Origin of the sequence: Pseudobacillus sp. FSL P4-0506 (assembly GCF_038003025.1) — a bacterium.
Taxonomy (GTDB): Bacteria; Bacillota; Bacilli; order Bacillales; family Domibacillaceae; genus Pseudobacillus.
The window spans coordinates 24,410-41,925 of record NZ_JBBOOI010000002.1 but is presented as its reverse complement, the minus strand read 5'-3'; the positions used below and the strand labels follow the sequence as shown (position 1 = coordinate 41,925).

The window sequence follows — 17,516 nt, the reverse complement described above, 5'->3', positions numbered from 1 at the left end:
GAGTTAAATTGTTGCAACCCCTGCATGATATACGCGTGCTTGATTTATCTAGAGTTTATGCGGGCCCAGTTGGAGCGATGACACTTGGAGACATGGGGGCAGATGTCATACGTGTGGAGCCGCCAGGCGGATCCGATAGTTTGAGGGAGTGGGGACCTTTTAAAAATGGAGAGAGTACTTACTACTTAAGTGCCAATCGTAATAAAAGGTCTATTACTCTTAATTTAAAAACTGAAGAAGGAAAGAAACTATTCCTAAATTTATTAGAAAAGTCAGACGTCGTCATTGAAAATTTTAAGTCTGGAACGATGGAAAAACTCGGGCTGAATTATGAGGTTTTAAAGGAAAGAAATAAGGGTATCATTGTTTGTTCGGTTACAGGATTTGGGCAGAATGGCCCTCTAGGTTTATTGCCCGGATTTGATCCAGTCATACAAGCGATGAGTGGGTTGATGGATGTCACGGGCGACCCAAATGGTGAAGCGACAAAAGTAGGGATTCCGATCGCGGATATTATTACTTCGGTTTATGTGGCATTAGGCATAGTAGCTGCAATAAGGCAAAGAGATCTAACGGGAGAAGGCCAATATATCGACATGTCTTTGCTGGATGTTCAAGTATCGAGTATGGCCAATGTGGCGACTGCTTATTTAAATACTGGAATGATTTCTGTGCGGAAAGGCAATCAGCATAATAATGTAGCACCCTATCAATTATTCCAAACAGCTGACTTTCCCATCATGATATGTGCAGGGAACGATCACTTATTTCGAAAGTTATCTCACGCCTTGGAGCATCCAGAGTGGGGCAGTGATGAACGCTTTTTAACAAATAATGATCGAAAACAACATGAAGGTGAATTAGTTCAGCTTATTGAGGAAGTATTAGCGACTAGGATATCAAGTGAATGGGTTGAAATTATTTCAAAAGCTAAAGTTCCTGTTGGACGTGTTAATAATATTCAACAGGCATTGGAGCAAGATCAAGTAATCGCTAGAGGAGGAATTGAAACAGTTCCTCATGCTACGGGAGAGGTAAAGCTGCTGGCCAGTCCGCTACGGCATAGCGGGTTAAATATTCAAACAAAACTTGGCCCGCCGACGCTAGGTCAGCACAATCAGGAGGTATTTGAAGAACTTCTTCGAATAGGGAAAGAAGAACTTTCAGTTTTGTCAAAAAACAATGTAATATGAAGAGAGTTAGCCTAAAAAGAGCTGCTCTCAATGGAGAATGAAAGTTTTAAAAGTAATTATTCGACGTCTTTGGTTCACTATTGTTTTTTGAGTGCAAACGCATTTAAACCGATATAAAATAAACCACTTTAAAGAGCCTTTCTATAATAAAATGTAGCAAGGCTCTCATATTTTTATATCATAATTAAATAACCTTTATTAGCTCTTTATACAATGGTTAGCTAGAAGAATAAATATAAAAAGTCAAACTGTGCAAAATTCAAATTAAATTTAAGTAAAACTAGCAAACAAGAGCAATAATTCTCATTAAAAATCAAAAAGATCACTCATTCATATAATGGTCAATTTTGCATCGAATAGCATCTCTCTATGAGAAATTAAATTTCGATGCAAAATTAGCCTTCTCTCAGCATCCTAAAAGCAAAAAATAACTTTAATTTGTCTAGGTTTGACAAGGCCATCTTTAACACCTATCAGTGACATAGCTTCTCTAACATCAATATCACAAAGGTATGACGGACCCAATAGCGCTGTTTTTTGAATCCTTTCCGGCTAAATCCACTGCTTCATCCACGATCTTATAAAACGCGTATACCTTAATTGCTTCTTTTTATGACGAGTTTCTTCCTATTATATATAGTCTCCTAAAATTCCATCTTTCCAGTCATGAACAGCATGCTGCTCACGTTCGAATATTTTCTCCAGATAGATCATGGTCGTTTCGATTTTTTCATGACCCAGGCTTCGCATAATTTTATAAATATCTGCACCGGCTCTTCTCGATATAATGGCAAAACTGTGCCGGAATGTATGAGCGGTGATCCTACAGCTCCGATTCTGCAGGAAAGGCAGGTCCGTCCGTTCAATCGCCTTTCCTAAATATTGAGCGAGATAAGAGGGAGAGAAAGCCTTTCCTGTACTGGTAGGGAAAAGAGGCGAATTATCGTTCTCTGAAAAATGAGTATCCAAGAGTCTAGATTCTCTGTAACGCCGAATGCTTTCCACCACTTTTGGTTTCAGGGGAATAGAACGGTATTTGTTGCCTTTCCCCCACACGGACAGGTAGTATCCTCCAAACAAGCTGTCATATTTTACATCAGAAACTTTTAGTTTACATAACTCTTCATTTCGTAAACCTGTTGCGACCAGTATATGCATAAGGCCGAAAAGAACAGGGTGATTTTCACGTTTAAAATAATCCAGCAGCTGGACGACCTCGTTTGGCCCTAAGTCTCGATTAGGCCGGTCTTCTTTTCGGACTGTGGCGCTGAGCAATCCCTCATGGACGGCTTCTTTAATATATCCCGACCGGTGAAGGAAAGAGAAGAAGCTTTTCCAAATCACGGTTTTCCGGGCAACGGTTGCTGGGGAATAAGGACCCTTTTCTACAACATGAGGGCTCCGCTCCACTACCCACGCTTGATATCTCCTTAAATGCCGCTTGCTCAAACTTTTGAACAAGGACCCTTCAATGATTCTTTCAATATCAAGGTCCATTTCATCTGCATACCGAAGCATGTGTTCGATCATCATAGTAAGTTCCCGCTGGTACTCCTTGATCGTTCTCTCAGATTTGTTTTTCTTTTGATCGATGTTTGTTTGCTGATACAGAAAGTAAGCCAGCATATCTCTGTCATCAAATTGAGAAAAAGGAGCTTCTCCCTGTTTTTCTGATTGTTCCTTTATCTGCAGCAGTAAAGAGTAATCCGTATCTCCAGGTTTATTGAAAAGAGTCAGTTTATTTTCAGATATAGATAATGGTTTCATATTTTATTTATTCCTCTTTTCACTTTTATTCTCTGTATTTTAAAGTATAAGTACTTTATTTATTTATGATTATAATCATGTTTTGTTAACTCTTCAAAAGAAATCAATAATCAAATGTATCTAAAAAAATATTCTCTTTGTTTATATATCAGTTATCTATGTTCTTTTGATATTTTTATAATTATCATTTTTATAAAAGATAAATTATTTTATTGTTTTTAATTATATAAATTGAAATGAACAAAATTAGAAATTATAATTAAGATAATGGAAGAAAAATAACTAATTAAAAAGAATGGTTTTTAAAAAAGATTAGTAGTAACTTCAAATAGAGATACCTAACTATACATAGAAGAGTAAGTTTACGAGATAGGCACAGCAATCCATCAAAGAAAGAGGGAAGAAAATGACAGAAGAAAAAAAGTATTATACGACCGAGGAAGCAGCAAAGATGCTCAACAAGTCGAAAGCTACGATCTATAATTATATTCAGAAAGGCATATTAGTCCCGCTTCCAGACCATAAATGGAGAATGCTGAACACACGAGTATTCCCAAAAGAGCAAGTAGAGGAACTGGCAAGAAAACAGGAGAAAAAATTAGGACTCACCACAACAGAGGCTGCGAAATTCCTGGGCGTTTCACGCTCTACGCTGCATAAGCTCGTGAAGGAGGGAACCATTCCAGCTGTACAAGGAACATACCGTGGCCGGCAGATTTTTTATATTAACCAGATAGATCTCGAGCAGTTCGCAGGCGAAAATGCTGCTTATCTTCAATCCGAGCGTTTAAAGAGACGGCACTATTATGATAAGGAGAGAAACATCGCTTTCTTCCAGAAGTTCTCGACGAAAGCGGGAAGAGAAGCCCGGCTGGTATTCGATACAGGCGGCAGATGGGCATTTTTATTTCCAGACACTCATGAGATCCAATCTTATGAGGAAGGAATTTTTAAAGAAGAGCTGGCACCTTCCTATGAACTGAATTACGGAAAACAGAACACGAGCCCGGGATTTTTAAAAATGATTTTGCCCGCTAAGCATCCGTTAACCATGGAGTTTTTTGATATGGTCTACCAACAGTATGAAATTTCGAATCTGCTGCTTCATTTTGACCCAGCTGATTACGATACATTGAATGATGTGGAAATCCATTTAAAGAAGACCGTTCTGAAAGAAGTGCCCGAGCACCTTTTCCGTTTCCTAGACAGGTATGTCACAAAAGGTTCTCTTCTCTACGATAAGGAGGGTTACCTTTTTATTGAGACGGATATAGAGACACTCACGATTTCGCTCCCGAAAAATTTGAAAGAAAAGATCAAAAAGGAAGGAGAAAAAGAAGGAATCAGCATGCAGGAGGTTGTATTGCGAATCCTTGCAGAAAGGAATTGGGAAGAGTAATGTTTGGTGGAGAAGAAAGTCTTAAGTGGTCTTGTCATGTTTCTCTGTTATCCAAGTAATAAAGGGAGTGCTTAGTTGGCACTCCCTTTTAAAATAACAATAATAATTTTATGGATAGTAAAAATAATACCTACTTATCTTTACTAATATTTTATCATGTAAATAAGAGCAAGACTAATAAAAAAACGCCCTTCCAAATGGAGGGACGCAGTGAAGAAGAGCATCGAGTCAACAAAGTTTAGTAGTTTCTTTACTCTTCAGGCGGGATGGGTGATACATACTCTTCACCATTTCGCTGCTCAATTAATTCTATCTTCGCTTTTTCAAGAATGTCAGGGTTATGAAGGACTTCGATGGCTGTTGCTGCCATGACTTTACCAGCATGAAGCATACCTTTATGCGCAATGGAGGTTTTTCCAGTTGAAACCACCTGCCAGGTGTGAAGCGGGGTGCCTACTGGCTCACATGCTACCAAGCATTGAACGGTTGGGACAATCCAGCTGACATCGCCAACATCGGATGTACCTGACAGTATCCCATTGGATGGAATAAGAGGAATATTAGAAGATTATAAATTTGTAAAAAAACACATTATATATGTTTACATGTATATATGTTAAGGTGTATATTGATAATATGAATACAACAACGATGCAATTAACATTACAGATAATATCAGAGCCGAATCGATTTAACATTGTAGAACTTTTGAAAAAAAGTCCGCACTCTGTAAGTGAAATAGTTCAGGCTCTAAATATTGGCCAACCTCAGGTATCTCGCCATTTACGTATCTTAGGGGAGGCTGGATTGGTACGTTCTCGAACGAAGGGACAGTTGCGAATATATAGCCTTGAAGCACAACCATTTCAGGATTTAGATGCTTGGTTCGATTCATTTAGTATCTTATGGGAACAGCGTCTAGATAACTTTGAGGACTATATGCTCGACATTAAAAGAAAGGAGGATAAATCGCCTTAATAGCTGTTGCATATGAAAGCTAATTTATGAGCTTGAAATGAAAGAATTTGAATAACAAGGATGAATTTAAGATGAGAAGGAAAACAAAAATCTACAAAGATAAGGTCAACAGAGAACTTACAGTTGAACGTACCGTAGCTATCCCTCCCGAGCTTGCGTGGGAAGGGTGGACTAAACCGGAACATATCTCTCGTTGGTGGGGACCTAAAAACTGGACCTCAACCGTATACGAGATGGATGTTAGACCTAATGGTGTCTGGCGCTATAGTCTAAGGCCTAATAATGGGAATGGAGAAGAGGTATATTGTAGAGCTGTATATCAAGAGGTGCTGGAACCAACTAGATTAGTCTACATCGACTCATTTACTGACGAAAATTGGAGTATGGTAGAAAAAAGTGATATGTATACGACTGTAACTTTTGATGAGATAAAGGAAGGCTGTAAACTTAAAATTATTACTCGTTTCAGAAGTATAGAAGACCTTTATAACGCTGAAGAAATGGGAATGATTAAAGGCTTTTCTGATGCCTTTGAACGTCTTGAAGAACATTTGAAATCCAAATACGGAGGGAAATTATGAACACAATAATTTCAAAAGATGGAACAAAAATCGCTTATGAAAAACTAGGAAATGGTCAGGCGATAATTCTGGTATCATCTGCCGCAGCTGATCACAAAGATGCTGACCAACTAGCAGAACAGCTTTCCAAACATTTTACTGTTTATAACTATGATCGTCGTGGTAGGGGGGAAAGTACCGATGCCTCTGAGTATGCGGTGGAACGAGAGATAGAAGACATTGAGGCTTTAATAGTTGAAGCGGGAGGTAAAAGCTTATTGTTTGGTAGTTCTTCTGGTGGAGTATTAGCACTTGAAGCTGCAACAAAACTAGGAGATAAAATCACAAATCTATTTTTGTATGAGCCACCTTTTATTATTGATAACAGTCGTCCACGTGTACCTGCAGAGTATGTTCAAAATCTGAATGAATTGATTGAGGAAGGCAGACGCAGTGATGCGGTAGAATATTTCATGAGTAAAGCTCTCGGCATACCTGCGGAATATCTAGACCATATGAAAGCCGATCCCTCTTGGAAGGAAATGGAGAATCTAGCTCATACCCTAGCCTATGACGGTATGATTATGGAAGAAACTCAATCAGGAAAACCTCTACCAACCAACCGATGGGATGTAAATGTTCCAACAACAATCATAGTTGGAGAAAATAGTGAACCGTACTTCCATGAAGCTGCCAAGTCACTTGCAGAACTGTTACCTCTAGCTAAATATAAAGTGCTTTCAGGGCAAGACCACTCGGCAGTTATGATGGCTCCAGATGTACTGGCGAATGCAGTAGTGGAATATAACGATCAAAATACAAATGAAGTATCGACATAAATATGGTTTGTGTTCATTTTAACTAAAGGATGCTTTAGCTAAATAAGACTTAAACAACTTTAAAGAGCCTTTCTACAATAAAATGTAGAAAGGCTCTTATATTTTTATATCAAAATTAAATAACTTTATTATCATCTAACAATATAATTGCTGGATTAATACCGGAATATTCTGCATTAAGAAGGAACTATTGCAAATTAGCTAAATAAGACCTATACTCGTAAAGGTTTGTATAGATAAATAGTCACATAAGAAGGAAAAGGTAAAAATTAAAATCTGTTTTATTGAGGAGGAGGAATCTTGAGTAGAGGGTGGACTGCCGAAGACGTTACAGAGTTAAAAGAACATATCGGCACTTATACATTAGCCACAATTGCTAAAAATATGGACCGTTCTGTTACAGCTCTTGAAGTAAAAATGAAAAGACTTGGTATATCTTCAACCAAATTACAGACAGGATTTATCACAACGGGAGAGTTGGCCAGAATCTTACATGTAAACCGGCGCACCGTGAAATGTTGGATAAAGAACCATCAGCTGTCGCATATCAAAAAAGTAACAAGATCAATTAGAACTTTTTATTTTATCGACCCTGTAGCGTTTTGGGAGTGGGCCGAACAAAATAAAGACAAAGTGCAGTTCAGTAATATAGCTCCTCATGCTTTACCTCCTGAACCAGAGTGGGTGGGGAAAGAGCGAATGAAAGAACATACATATAAACTTACTAAAAAACGCTCGTATCAAATATGGACGACTAAAGAAGATGAACAGCTCTTGGAAATGCGCAAAAAAGGAATGATCTATAAAGATATTGGCCAGATATTGAACCGAAGTTCAGTCAGTGTTGCACGCAGGTATGAGAGAATCCGCACAGATGACTGAGTAGATAAGATTTCGTCCAAAGAACACTAATGAACAGGATGATTACGATGAAACGAATTTTTTTATACTTTAACAACATGCAAAAAAAGTTAATGCTCTCATTTGCTTTGATATTAATTATTCCAGCCTTAATCATTGGAGCTCTCTCTTACTCCACAGCCAAAGAAGCCATTAAAGATGAAATGATGAACGGTTTCTCTCAAAGTGTGGAACTTTTAAACTCGTCTATTACCGAAGCCATTCAATCAAAAGTACACGACATACAGACATTTTCCGAGCTTGCAAATGCCTCTTTATACAAAGGGGAAAGTAGCCCTGAGCTTCGCCGGCTGTTAACGCAGTATACTAAACTGCACCCTGAAACCTTAAGTATTTATGTTGGAACAGACACAGGCTTATATATTCAAGAACCGGTTATTAATGATACCTCTACCTATGATCCAAGACAACGAGAGTGGTATAAAGAAGCAAAAGAGCAACAGGGAAAGGCAGTCATATCTAAACCTTATCCAGATGCTGGAACAGGTGATATGATCGTTACCGTCTCCCAAACAACAAAAGATGGATCAGGTGTTGTAGCAGTCGATATTAATATAAAGTTCCTTCAGAATTTAGTTCAAAAAGTAAAATTAGGCAATAACGGATATGCTTACCTTATGGATAAAGATCAGCTAGTTCTGTCTCACCCCGTACTCAATCCTGGGGAAGAGGCTACTGAGGATTTTTTAAAAACCGTTTATAGCAAAGAAAGCGGTCAGTTTAAGTACGAGTTTCAAGGCAAGGAAAAATTAATGAACTTTACGACAAATGAATTAACCGGATGGAAGTTAGGGGGAAGTGTGGAGCAGTCTGTCATTGATGAGTCAGCCATGCCAGTCTTTTATAAAACACTGATTGTGATTGTTCTTGCCATGCTTATAGGAGCAGTGGTAGTGTTCTTGATTATACGCTCCCTGACAAAACCGTTGTCTAAATTAAAAGAGCAAGCCCTCACTGTCAGCCAGGGAGACTTAACTACTCGCGTCGATATTCAATCCAATGATGAGATTGGCCAATTAGCTCAAGCATTCAATGCCATGCAAGAGAAGCTAAGAGAGCTGGTTCAAAAAATAGAGTATAATGCGGAGCAAGTTGCCGCTTCCTCTGAGCAGTTGACAGCCAGTTCTGAACAGACAAGTGCGGCTTCACAGCAGGTGGCTGCATCTGTTCAAGAAGTAGCAGGCAGCGCAGAGAAGCAAACGGCTCAAATTGATCAGAGTGTGGAAGCCATCGATAAGATTTCATTAGGAGTGGGAGAAATTGCCGATCGATCCGAAAAAGTATTAGGACTCGCCACTCATACTACCCAGCAAGCGGAAGATGGCGAAAGAGCCGTCACTGATACGGTCAAGCAGATGTATTCCATTCAGCAGTCTGTCGCAGAATCCAATAGAACTATCCAGTCTTTGCATGAACGTTCTAAAGAAGTTAGCTCCATTTTAGATGTAATTACAGGTATTGCTGATCAAACAAATCTTCTAGCTTTAAATGCAGCCATTGAAGCTGCCCGAGCTGGCGAGCAAGGCAAAGGATTCGCTGTTGTAGCAGATGAGGTGCGGAAGCTGGCAGAGCAATCGCAACAGTCAGCGAGTGAAATTTTAGATATTATTAAAGGTGTTCAAAAAGATACTGAGAAATCCGTTAAGGTAATGGAAGAGGTCGCAAATAATGTACAGACCGGTGTGGAGATATCAGACGAAGCCATTACAAAGTTTAAGCAGATTCTACAAAGCACAAGAGAGATTACACCAGAAATGAGAGAAATGTTTTCCGTTTCACAACAAATCAAAGCCGCTGTTCAGGATATAACAACTGTGGCTCAAGATCTAGCAACCATCGCCAGCGAGAACGCCGCCACATCCGAAGAGGTAGCCGCCTCAACAGAGGAGGAGTTAGCATCGATGGAAGAGATCTCTTCATCCGCCAAAGCACTCTCTTCCATGGCAGAAGAATTACAGAAAGTGATATCCCAATTTAAAGTTTAAACTATTAATCGGAAAAGCCAACTTTAAGATTCATGGGACTTACTCCATAGAGTGAGACAAATAAAAACACCTTTGAGTTGAAAATGGGTATGGAATACCTGAAAACAACTTGAAGGTGTTTTTTCTACGAGTACGAGAGTCAGTTATGCAGTGGAAGTAAACTAAGAAAATGAAACAACCGACAACATTCTATAAAATATTAGATAGTGAGGTATTCTTGATCAAACATTATTTTCAAGCAGCACGTAACTTGATTTAGGTTTGATTGGATATTGCGGACGCTTTTGCGGAATAGAGACCCAATTAGAACGCTTATTAAGGCTAATCATTGCAACAAGATTACCATTACAGCCCTAAATATGTTTTTTATTAAGACAGTCCGCTGGGGCTGTTTTTTCATTTACAACTATTAATAGAAGTGATATATTTATCTCATAAAGAGATAAATATATCACTAAAAAGAGGTGTAACTAATGAAGCGAACATTAACTAACAAGAGTTGGCTCATCGGGCTGTTAGGGTTTTTGGGATTTCTCGGGACCAGCGGACCCCCAGCCATGTATCTATTCTTTGCCTTTTTTGGAGGATTACAATATTACTGGTGGTATAAATTAGGCACCGAGGAAGATGAACGTTTAATCGAAAATCGCAATATTGCGGGAACGAAGGCTTTTCGCATTGCTTTCTGTTTTGGATTTCTAAGCAGCTTGGTATTAAGTTTTCTCTCTCTTGATTATGCGCTTTTATATCGAGCTGAATTGATCATCTTAGCTTTGACTTTTGCTTTGGGAACGAATTTGTGGGCATATTTGACTTACAAATATGATGCAGGTGAGTAATTATGACAGCTTTTACAACACAGATAAAAAAATATCGTCTTTTAAAAGATTTAACCCAAGAAGAACTTGCGCAGCGTGTGGGTGTCCGTAGAGAAACAATTATGCGTTTAGAGAACGCAAAATATAATCCCTCCTTGGAGTTAGCCGTTCGAATCGCAAGAGAATTGGACGCTTCAATTGACGACTTGTTCCATTTTGACTTTGAAAAATAATGGAGATGAAAAGAGTGAACAGGACAACACTCAGATTATTGATTGGTTTGATTTGGATCATCGGTGCAATCGTATGTTTAGTTAAAGTTAATTTTTCAATGGCTGCTTTGTACTTGTTGGTTGGTGTAGTATTTGTCATCGCAGCTAAAAAAGTAAATAAGAAATAAGGGGAAGACTATGACAGATGAACTGCTCTCCATCAAAGATTTAGAGGTTTGGTATGAAACCGGTAAACCCATCATCAGAAATTTGAATATGACAATAAATAAAAATCAAGTCGTTGGTTTGATTGGGCGAAATGGTGCTGGGAAAACAACTTTGATCAAAATGATTGCCTCCATTCTCGGCACTTATCATTTGAAAAGTTTTCTGTGGCTCAGGGAAAAAGCAGATGTTCAATCAAAGAAATTCAAATTGAATCGTTCAATTGTTTTTGATGAGGACCACTCTTTTGAGTATTTTACCTTTCGAGAATATTTTGATTATGTATTTGACTCCTATCAAAAGCCTGTACCTGATGTAACAGAATTAGTAAGAGGATTCGGCTTCACTAACCACCAAGATACTTTGATAAAAGATCTTTCTACCGGGAATCGTAAAAAAGCTTTTCTGATTACAGGATTCGCTTTGAGACTCCCATTACTAGTGTTAGATGAACCAGTGAATGGTCTGGACTTTGATAGTACAGAATTTTTGTATCAACTCATTAAGGATTATCAAAAATACGGTTCAATTTTATTTTCTTCGCACGTCATGGAGAGTATCACAATGACCGCCAATCAAGTTTTGGTCTTAGAAAACGGGAAAATCAGTCAAACGTTTGAAGGCGCTGAGGTGAATAGCGATTTGATACGAGAGGCGTTGCAGATTGATGAAAACTATTAAACTTTTCAATCGACAATTGATGGGGAAATCTTATCATTCTATAATTAAAAGCCTTTTAGCCAGCCTTTTCGTTTTTTTACTAATGTCAGTTTCAGATGTTCATATCGTTGTTAACCCCTTTTTCTTCTATGCTTGCATTGGTTTGTTTACTATAGGTATCGCAAGACAAACAATGAAATCAATCATAAATGACGAGAAGTTAAACGGCTTACTCCAGCTTCCCTTTATAAAGAATCATTTTCTTTGTTCTTTGATATGTTCTACTTATCTTTATGTTTTAGGCACTAAAACATTGCTTTTGTTCTCTCTTTTTTCCAGTGTTATGGAACCAAAGCCCCGTGTACTCTTTTGTAGCTTTCTCATCAGTATCTTTTGTTGTATCTATGGGATATTTTTTGCACTTCCGTATAAATTACCGCAAATACTCGCGGTGCTCAGCCTAATAGCTTGTGGTGCATTTGCTTGGTTGAGCAGGAATGATTTGGTCTTACTTACCTCATTCATTTCATTGTCTATAGCTGGAATCTTTTATTTTAGAAGTAATCCCTATGATTTCTTACAATCACCAGTTTCTCGTAAACATCAGGCTTTCTTCGCACGAGGAAATTTCATCAACTACCTTTTTAGATATTTCATTTTTCATAAGAATTATCTGATTAATAGTGTATTTATAATCGCCTTGGCTGTTTTCTTGCCGTTTATGTTTTTGAATATGGAAATGGGCACTTTCTATCTTCTAGGTTTAGGGATTTTGAGTATCAATACACCGCTGTCGATTTTATTTTCAAGCAACCGAACGTTACTTGATAAAGTAAGGTCGTTTCCAAATCAAAAAAGGAAAATTATTGTGCCATTCTTCCTTCTTTTACTGGTATGGAATGGCATTCCGAGTATGATTTACTTATTTATCTCAAAAATGTTGAATCAACCATTCGGAACAGAAAATTGTCTCTTAGCTTTGAGTCTGATTGTGATAAACAGCATTGGTGTTGTACTTTTAGAGTGGTATTTTCCTTTAAAAGATTGGCACGTGGAAAGCGATCTCTGGCATCATCCTCGAAAATATATTATGCCAAGTATATTAATAGTGCTTACCATGTTGGCGCTGATAAATCAGGGGCTTTTAGTGGGGGTTGGCCTATTAGCACTGTGTAGCATAGGACTGTTACTGATTATAGTAAACTAATTGTTCTAAACGTCTTGGCTAAAACAAATCAAAAAATTCGATAGGAGAACAACCTTATGTTCCAAATCCGTCAAACATTGAAAAGGGATATTTTTTGCCGGATTGGGAGTATGTCCACAAAAAATGGAGGAGAAAAAACGTGACGTTGACATTACTGCATAAGAAATATGACTATCAAGCGGGAATAAACAATCAAATCCCATATTTCTATCGTACTTTTTGTGAAAAGTACCAAGGCTATGCCAGTAAGTATAGTAAATTGAAAGGATAGTAAAAAAAGGGGGGATATCTCTCAAACTAAGAAAATGAAAAAACTGACAACATAGGATGTTGTCAGTTCGATTGATAGTTCAGAAAAATAGTCTAATCATGTTTTTTCTCATAATTAGATTCAATCTTAACCTCTTCAAGTTTAACAAATTTTGTTTTCTTAATGAATTTATAGCCAAACCATAAGCAGAGGAAAAATGGGATACCTAAGTAAGCAGCCACGACACTGCCCCAATCTATTTTATCCGCCATAAAAGCTTGGAAGTTTTGTGCGATAATCACAATTAACCCGCATGCAATCGCAAAAATCGGTCCAATCGGATACCATTTTGCTCGATACGGCAAATCATCCAATGAATAACCTTGGGCAATATAAGCTTTACGAAAACGATAGTGGCTGATCGAAATACCAAGCCAGAAGATAAATCCTGTAATCCCAATTGCATTCATTAACCAAATATAGACGATCCCGTCCCCGAAGAAAGAAGCTAAAAAGGCAAGCATTCCGACCACACATGTTAAAATCATCCCCGCAACAGGCACACCGCGGTTGTTCAGCTTGGCAAAAATTTGTGGAGCTTGCCCTTCTTTAGCCATAGAGTATAACATACGTGTTGATGCATACAGACTTGAATTTCCTGCAGATAACACTGCTGCTAAAATAACGGCATTCATCAATGAAGCGGCGAAGGCAAGTCCAGCTTTTTCAAATACCATAGTAAACGGGCTGACCATAACGCTTTCATTTTGTAAATTTGGATTTGTATATGGAATAATAAGTCCAATAACAAAAATCGCAAATATGTAGAAAAGAAGGATTCTCCAGAATACACTTTTGATTGCTTTTGGTACATTTTTTGCTGGGTCTTCACTTTCACCAGCAGCTACACCAACAATTTCCGTACCTTGGAATGAAAACCCTGCTGCAATAAAGACAATAAAAACCCCTAAAAGACCACCTGAGAAAGGTGCATCCTCGACAGTAAAGTTTTTGAACCCTATTGTTTCTCCTCCCATAATCCCGAAAATCATCAGTACACCGACAACAATAAAAATAACAATCGCACTTACTTTAATTAAGGAAAGCCAGTATTCTCCTTCTCCATACCCTTTAACAGATAAATAGTTTAATAGAAAAATAAGAGCTAAAAATGATCCGCTCCATAGCAATGATGGGCTGTCCGGAAACCAAAATTTCATAATCATCGTAGAAGCAGATAACTCAGCAGCAATCGTCATCGCCCAGTTAAACCAGTATGTCCAACCGATTGCAAATCCGAAAGCTGGGTCAACAAACCTTGTGCCATAGGTACTAAACGCACCACTTGTTGGCATAAAGGCCGCTAGTTCTCCTAAACTTGTCATCACAAAGTAGATCATAGCACCAACTAAAATATAAGCAAGCAACGCACCACCTGGACCAGCTGTACTAATCGCTGCCCCACTGCTAAGGAACAATCCTGTTCCAATTGCTCCTCCAATCGAAATCATTGTTAAGTGCCTAGCTTTCAAGCCTTTTTTTAAATTTTGTTCTCCTTGTTGTTCAGGAGGATAATGATTGGAGATATTGTTTTCTTGTGCTCCCATACCATATCGATCCTTTCTTTGGATAATATTGATTTTAGTTAAAACAATTTCAAACTATTTCACGTTCAAAAAAGGGATAGGATGAATTAAATGAATAGAGAAGCCGCCAACAGCACATAATCAATCATTTTTTATATGGGCTAACTTAAGAATTTAGACTATAATTGATTTCAGCATTCCTATTGGTTCCATTACTTCGTCCAACTTATGGTCATAATTGTCAATGTACGCTGTAGATCGGATGACCAATTCTGCCGCGATCACCATGTCATTTCCGGTTTCAATTGAATACCGCTATAATACGGGAGTCAGAAGAGGAAGAAGGGAATCCTTTTTCTAAAGAAATAAAGGATAAAGGTGATAGCCAATACAGGAATCCTAGTGTGAAAAATATGCTTAATTATAATTAAATTAGCCCACGTAATACAGACTGCCAAACTAGTCCTATCTGAAAACGTTGACATTTCATCTAAGAAATCGGATTCAAAAATAATGGCATCTACTACCATGGAGGCAGGAATATTCAAACTGATCTCTCATACCGACAACTCCGATGGCCCTACTGTTGACCAGGAACTCCCTATAACAACGCACAAATTTTATAAGCAGAAGCGAGAAACAGGAATAGCGTTATGATACTCTGCTACTTTCAACTCATTCATTTCACTTATTAAAATTTTCCAACAAGTTTCAACACAAAAACTATAATAATATGTAGTGGTACATTTGAAAATGCAAAGTTTCTATGCATAGCAAATGTTTTTTGCTTCTTGCATATATTCTCACTTTAGTGTATGGATATTTGTTTTCATGCTTTTTCAGTAAAAAATAGAGAAACAGACTGGGAATTTGTAAAAAAGGAAACAAGAGAAATTATTGATTGTATCAAGAAACGACACACTTAAATAGCTATAAATATAAAAAAGTGTATCCTCGAACATTCACTCAAACCTCAAGAAGTTATTTCAAAATATGAATACTTATTTGGAAAAGGGCATTTAATATTAATGTCATTTGAGCACGAAAAGGAACATGGCAAAAGAATTATTAGTTGGACAGGGGATCAAAAGAAGCGGAATCAGTTGTTCATGTTTTATCAGATAAAGCAGCAAAAGCTTGATTACTCCGTTGCAAGAGGAAAAGATTAGAGGCCCTGTTATTTTTACCAATCACCATGATGGAATTGATTTGTCAGGTGACGCTTGTCAGATACTTCTTACGAATAGTTTACTTGCGATTGGCTCATTCAATCGGTGCATTCAAATAAAAAATGGTTCCATCAAAAAACTCTCTTATGATTAAAGGGATTGATCCAGATGTCAATCTATCGAGATGATACATTTCAATGTTGCGTAAAATACAATATTTACGAATCGTTACGATAAAATGTTTCTTAACCTTATACACCAAACACTAGGAGGAAATTGAACCTCTAACGTTCTTCTGCTATATTAACGATAAGGAGTGGTAAATCATGAAAGAAGAGAAGGATCAAATTAAACACGGAAATAGTGCAAATAAGGAAGAGGAAGTTCAGTTTGTTAAGGAAATTGATCCGGAAGCACTTAATGTCATCAAACGGTTGTATGACAAGACGTTCAGGGACTTGGTAGACCGGTGAACTATTTAACACATGACATTGCTGCTAGCATTAATCGGGATATGATCGAGACATATAGTCCCGGCGAAATGATAGGGGGTCAAAGAGCCTACGCTATTGGACAGTGCTATCCACCGACCATTTCAAACGATGTTTGGAGAGCCGCTGTATAAAGACATTTTCGAAAAAGCAGCCGATATAACCGTCGATTTTGTAACTGGCAAAATTACGTTTGATGAATTGGTAAGTATCACCCGTCAGCACTCCTATCGAAAAAGCTTCTAAAGTTGAATTATGAGTCAATGAACTATATACAATACACATTTAAATGACTGTTAAATAGCTCAGGCATGGATTCACTTAATCTATGTCTTTATTTTATTTACCAATAAGTTAGAGTTTGTCTATTTTAATCTTTGCTGATAACGAGAACCATTTACCTAATTTGCATTATAACAGGGCCCGATAATTTATAAAAGATTGATGATTTGCAATAAAATCCTATATTCATTTGAACAGAATTTTACTTTTTGTGGTCTTTTCGATGCTATCAAACTTCAATATATACTCCATTAAAGGGACAGACTAGTGAATGAATAAGTGGATTGAGGAAGGGGGACGCTCCATCTTTTGGTGATTTTAATAAGAGGGTAATCATAAATTTACATTCTCGTTTTACAATTAATTGAGTTCTCCTTTCGCATGCTGGAAACCCAGAAGACCATAAGTTGGCTCAGATTTCCGGAGTTTCGGCGGTAATCGGTGCAGACACACACAAGGTAATCGAAACGCCAGAATACGAATTCAACGGAGAATTGATGGTGCCCATTACTCAGACTGATGGAGAACAAGAACATTATTTGGGCCGCCTGGATTCGACTTTTGAAGTCGTTGACGGAAAAATGACGTTGGTTGACTCCCATGGATTTCTCTACGATGCCACAAATGTTTCGGCAGATCCGGAGATACAAGCAATCATAGACGATTATCGTGCAGGCATGAACAAACAATAATCCTAATGAAGCTTCATAATGTTTTAGATACTCACAAGGTGAAAATCTTTTTTTAACCCTAACTGAAAGATGAAGAGGATTTTCTCCTTCGTTTAACTTTGCATCAAGTTCTTATTTAACGAATTTTTAACTATGAGATGTTATAAACTATGGTGGGCCATTCAAGAAATTCACTTATAAAAAAGTTAATCGAATCCTATACTATAATGAAACCTGTTCAATTATGGAACGTATAAAAGCTAAGTTCTATAATCATGAATTTAAAAATCATCAATTATTATT

Annotated in this window: 19 protein-coding genes; 16 read left to right on the top strand and 3 right to left on the bottom strand. The window is 37.7% G+C overall.

Annotated elements, in window-relative coordinates:
* Positions 1–8 precede the first annotated feature (8 nt).
* Positions 9–1,193, top strand: a complete 1,185-nt coding sequence (locus MKZ02_RS22115; protein WP_340856582.1) for a CaiB/BaiF CoA transferase family protein — start codon at positions 9–11, stop codon at positions 1,191–1,193.
* A 630-nt stretch (positions 1,194–1,823) separates the two neighbouring features.
* On the opposite strand, the gene MKZ02_RS22110 is transcribed toward MKZ02_RS22115, so the two are convergent.
* Positions 1,824–2,960 carry a tyrosine-type recombinase/integrase gene (locus MKZ02_RS22110; protein WP_340856581.1) on the bottom strand — a complete coding sequence of 379 codons (1,137 nt, stop codon included), beginning with the start codon at positions 2,958–2,960 and terminating at the stop codon, positions 1,824–1,826.
* A 406-nt stretch (positions 2,961–3,366) separates the two neighbouring features.
* Here MKZ02_RS22110 and MKZ02_RS22105 point away from each other — a divergent pair, with 406 nt between their 5' ends.
* The gene (locus tag MKZ02_RS22105) at positions 3,367–4,359 is read left to right on the top strand and encodes a helix-turn-helix domain-containing protein (RefSeq protein ID WP_340856579.1); all 993 of its coding nucleotides are present in this window, start codon (positions 3,367–3,369) and stop codon (positions 4,357–4,359) included.
* Between the two features lie 250 nt (positions 4,360–4,609).
* On the opposite strand, the gene MKZ02_RS22100 is transcribed toward MKZ02_RS22105, so the two are convergent.
* Positions 4,610–4,834 (bottom strand): hypothetical protein, encoded by a 225-nt coding sequence (locus MKZ02_RS22100; RefSeq protein WP_445324342.1) that lies wholly within the window; start codon positions 4,832–4,834, stop codon positions 4,610–4,612.
* A 161-nt stretch (positions 4,835–4,995) separates the two neighbouring features.
* On the opposite strand from MKZ02_RS22100, the gene MKZ02_RS22095 reads away from it, so the two are divergent.
* The 11 genes from MKZ02_RS22095 to MKZ02_RS22045 all read left to right on the top strand — a co-directional run bounded on the left by MKZ02_RS22095 (position 4,996) and on the right by MKZ02_RS22045 (position 13,035).
* Entirely contained in the window at positions 4,996–5,337 is a 342-nt protein-coding gene (locus tag MKZ02_RS22095) for an ArsR/SmtB family transcription factor (RefSeq protein ID WP_120038351.1), read from the top strand.
* Positions 5,338–5,408: 71 nt separating this feature from the next.
* A complete protein-coding gene (locus tag MKZ02_RS22090) occupies positions 5,409–5,918 on the top strand; it encodes an SRPBCC family protein (protein WP_340856577.1) in 510 nt (169 codons plus the stop codon).
* Entirely contained in the window at positions 5,915–6,736 is an 822-nt protein-coding gene (locus MKZ02_RS22085) for an alpha/beta fold hydrolase (RefSeq protein WP_340856575.1), read from the top strand. The genes MKZ02_RS22090 and MKZ02_RS22085 overlap by 4 nt, the downstream gene beginning before the upstream one ends.
* A 300-nt stretch (positions 6,737–7,036) precedes the next feature.
* Complete coding sequence (locus MKZ02_RS22080) at positions 7,037–7,618, top strand: helix-turn-helix domain-containing protein (protein ID WP_340856573.1); 582 nt, start codon at positions 7,037–7,039, stop codon at positions 7,616–7,618.
* A gap of 47 nt (positions 7,619–7,665) precedes the next feature.
* Positions 7,666–9,642, top strand: a complete 1,977-nt coding sequence (locus MKZ02_RS22075; RefSeq protein WP_340856572.1) for a methyl-accepting chemotaxis protein — start codon at positions 7,666–7,668, stop codon at positions 9,640–9,642.
* 473 nt (positions 9,643–10,115) lie between these two features.
* Entirely contained in the window at positions 10,116–10,481 is a 366-nt protein-coding gene (locus MKZ02_RS22070) for a DUF3796 domain-containing protein (protein ID WP_120038358.1), read from the top strand.
* Between the two features lie 2 nt (positions 10,482–10,483).
* Positions 10,484–10,693 carry a helix-turn-helix transcriptional regulator gene (locus tag MKZ02_RS22065; RefSeq protein WP_120038360.1) on the top strand — a complete coding sequence of 70 codons (210 nt, stop codon included), beginning with the start codon at positions 10,484–10,486 and terminating at the stop codon, positions 10,691–10,693.
* A gap of 14 nt (positions 10,694–10,707) precedes the next feature.
* Positions 10,708–10,860: a hypothetical protein gene (locus MKZ02_RS22060; protein WP_340856569.1), complete on the top strand. Its 153-nt coding sequence runs from the start codon at positions 10,708–10,710 to the stop codon at positions 10,858–10,860.
* Positions 10,861–10,870: 10 nt separating this feature from the next.
* The gene (locus tag MKZ02_RS22055) at positions 10,871–11,578 is read left to right on the top strand and encodes an ABC transporter ATP-binding protein (protein WP_340856567.1); all 708 of its coding nucleotides are present in this window, start codon (positions 10,871–10,873) and stop codon (positions 11,576–11,578) included.
* Entirely contained in the window at positions 11,562–12,764 is a 1,203-nt protein-coding gene (locus tag MKZ02_RS22050) for a hypothetical protein (protein WP_340856566.1), read from the top strand. Before MKZ02_RS22055 ends, MKZ02_RS22050 begins: the two co-directional genes overlap by 17 nt.
* Before the next feature lie 139 nt (positions 12,765–12,903).
* Positions 12,904–13,035: a hypothetical protein gene (locus MKZ02_RS22045; RefSeq protein WP_340856564.1), complete on the top strand. Its 132-nt coding sequence runs from the start codon at positions 12,904–12,906 to the stop codon at positions 13,033–13,035.
* A gap of 92 nt (positions 13,036–13,127) precedes the next feature.
* Here MKZ02_RS22045 and MKZ02_RS22040 read toward each other — a convergent pair whose 3' ends face one another.
* Positions 13,128–14,621, bottom strand: a complete 1,494-nt coding sequence (locus MKZ02_RS22040) for an amino acid permease (RefSeq protein WP_340856562.1) — start codon at positions 14,619–14,621, stop codon at positions 13,128–13,130.
* Between the two features lie 1,474 nt (positions 14,622–16,095).
* On the opposite strand from MKZ02_RS22040, the gene MKZ02_RS22035 reads away from it, so the two are divergent.
* From MKZ02_RS22035 to MKZ02_RS22025, 3 genes are all read left to right on the top strand, one after another.
* Positions 16,096–16,242 (top strand): hypothetical protein, encoded by a 147-nt coding sequence (locus MKZ02_RS22035; RefSeq protein WP_176713647.1) that lies wholly within the window; start codon positions 16,096–16,098, stop codon positions 16,240–16,242.
* Positions 16,243–16,338: 96 nt separating this feature from the next.
* Entirely contained in the window at positions 16,339–16,506 is a 168-nt protein-coding gene (locus tag MKZ02_RS22030; protein ID WP_340856559.1) for a hypothetical protein, read from the top strand.
* A gap of 533 nt (positions 16,507–17,039) precedes the next feature.
* Complete coding sequence (locus tag MKZ02_RS22025) at positions 17,040–17,234, top strand: hypothetical protein (protein ID WP_340856558.1); 195 nt, start codon at positions 17,040–17,042, stop codon at positions 17,232–17,234.
* Positions 17,235–17,516 lie beyond the last annotated feature (282 nt).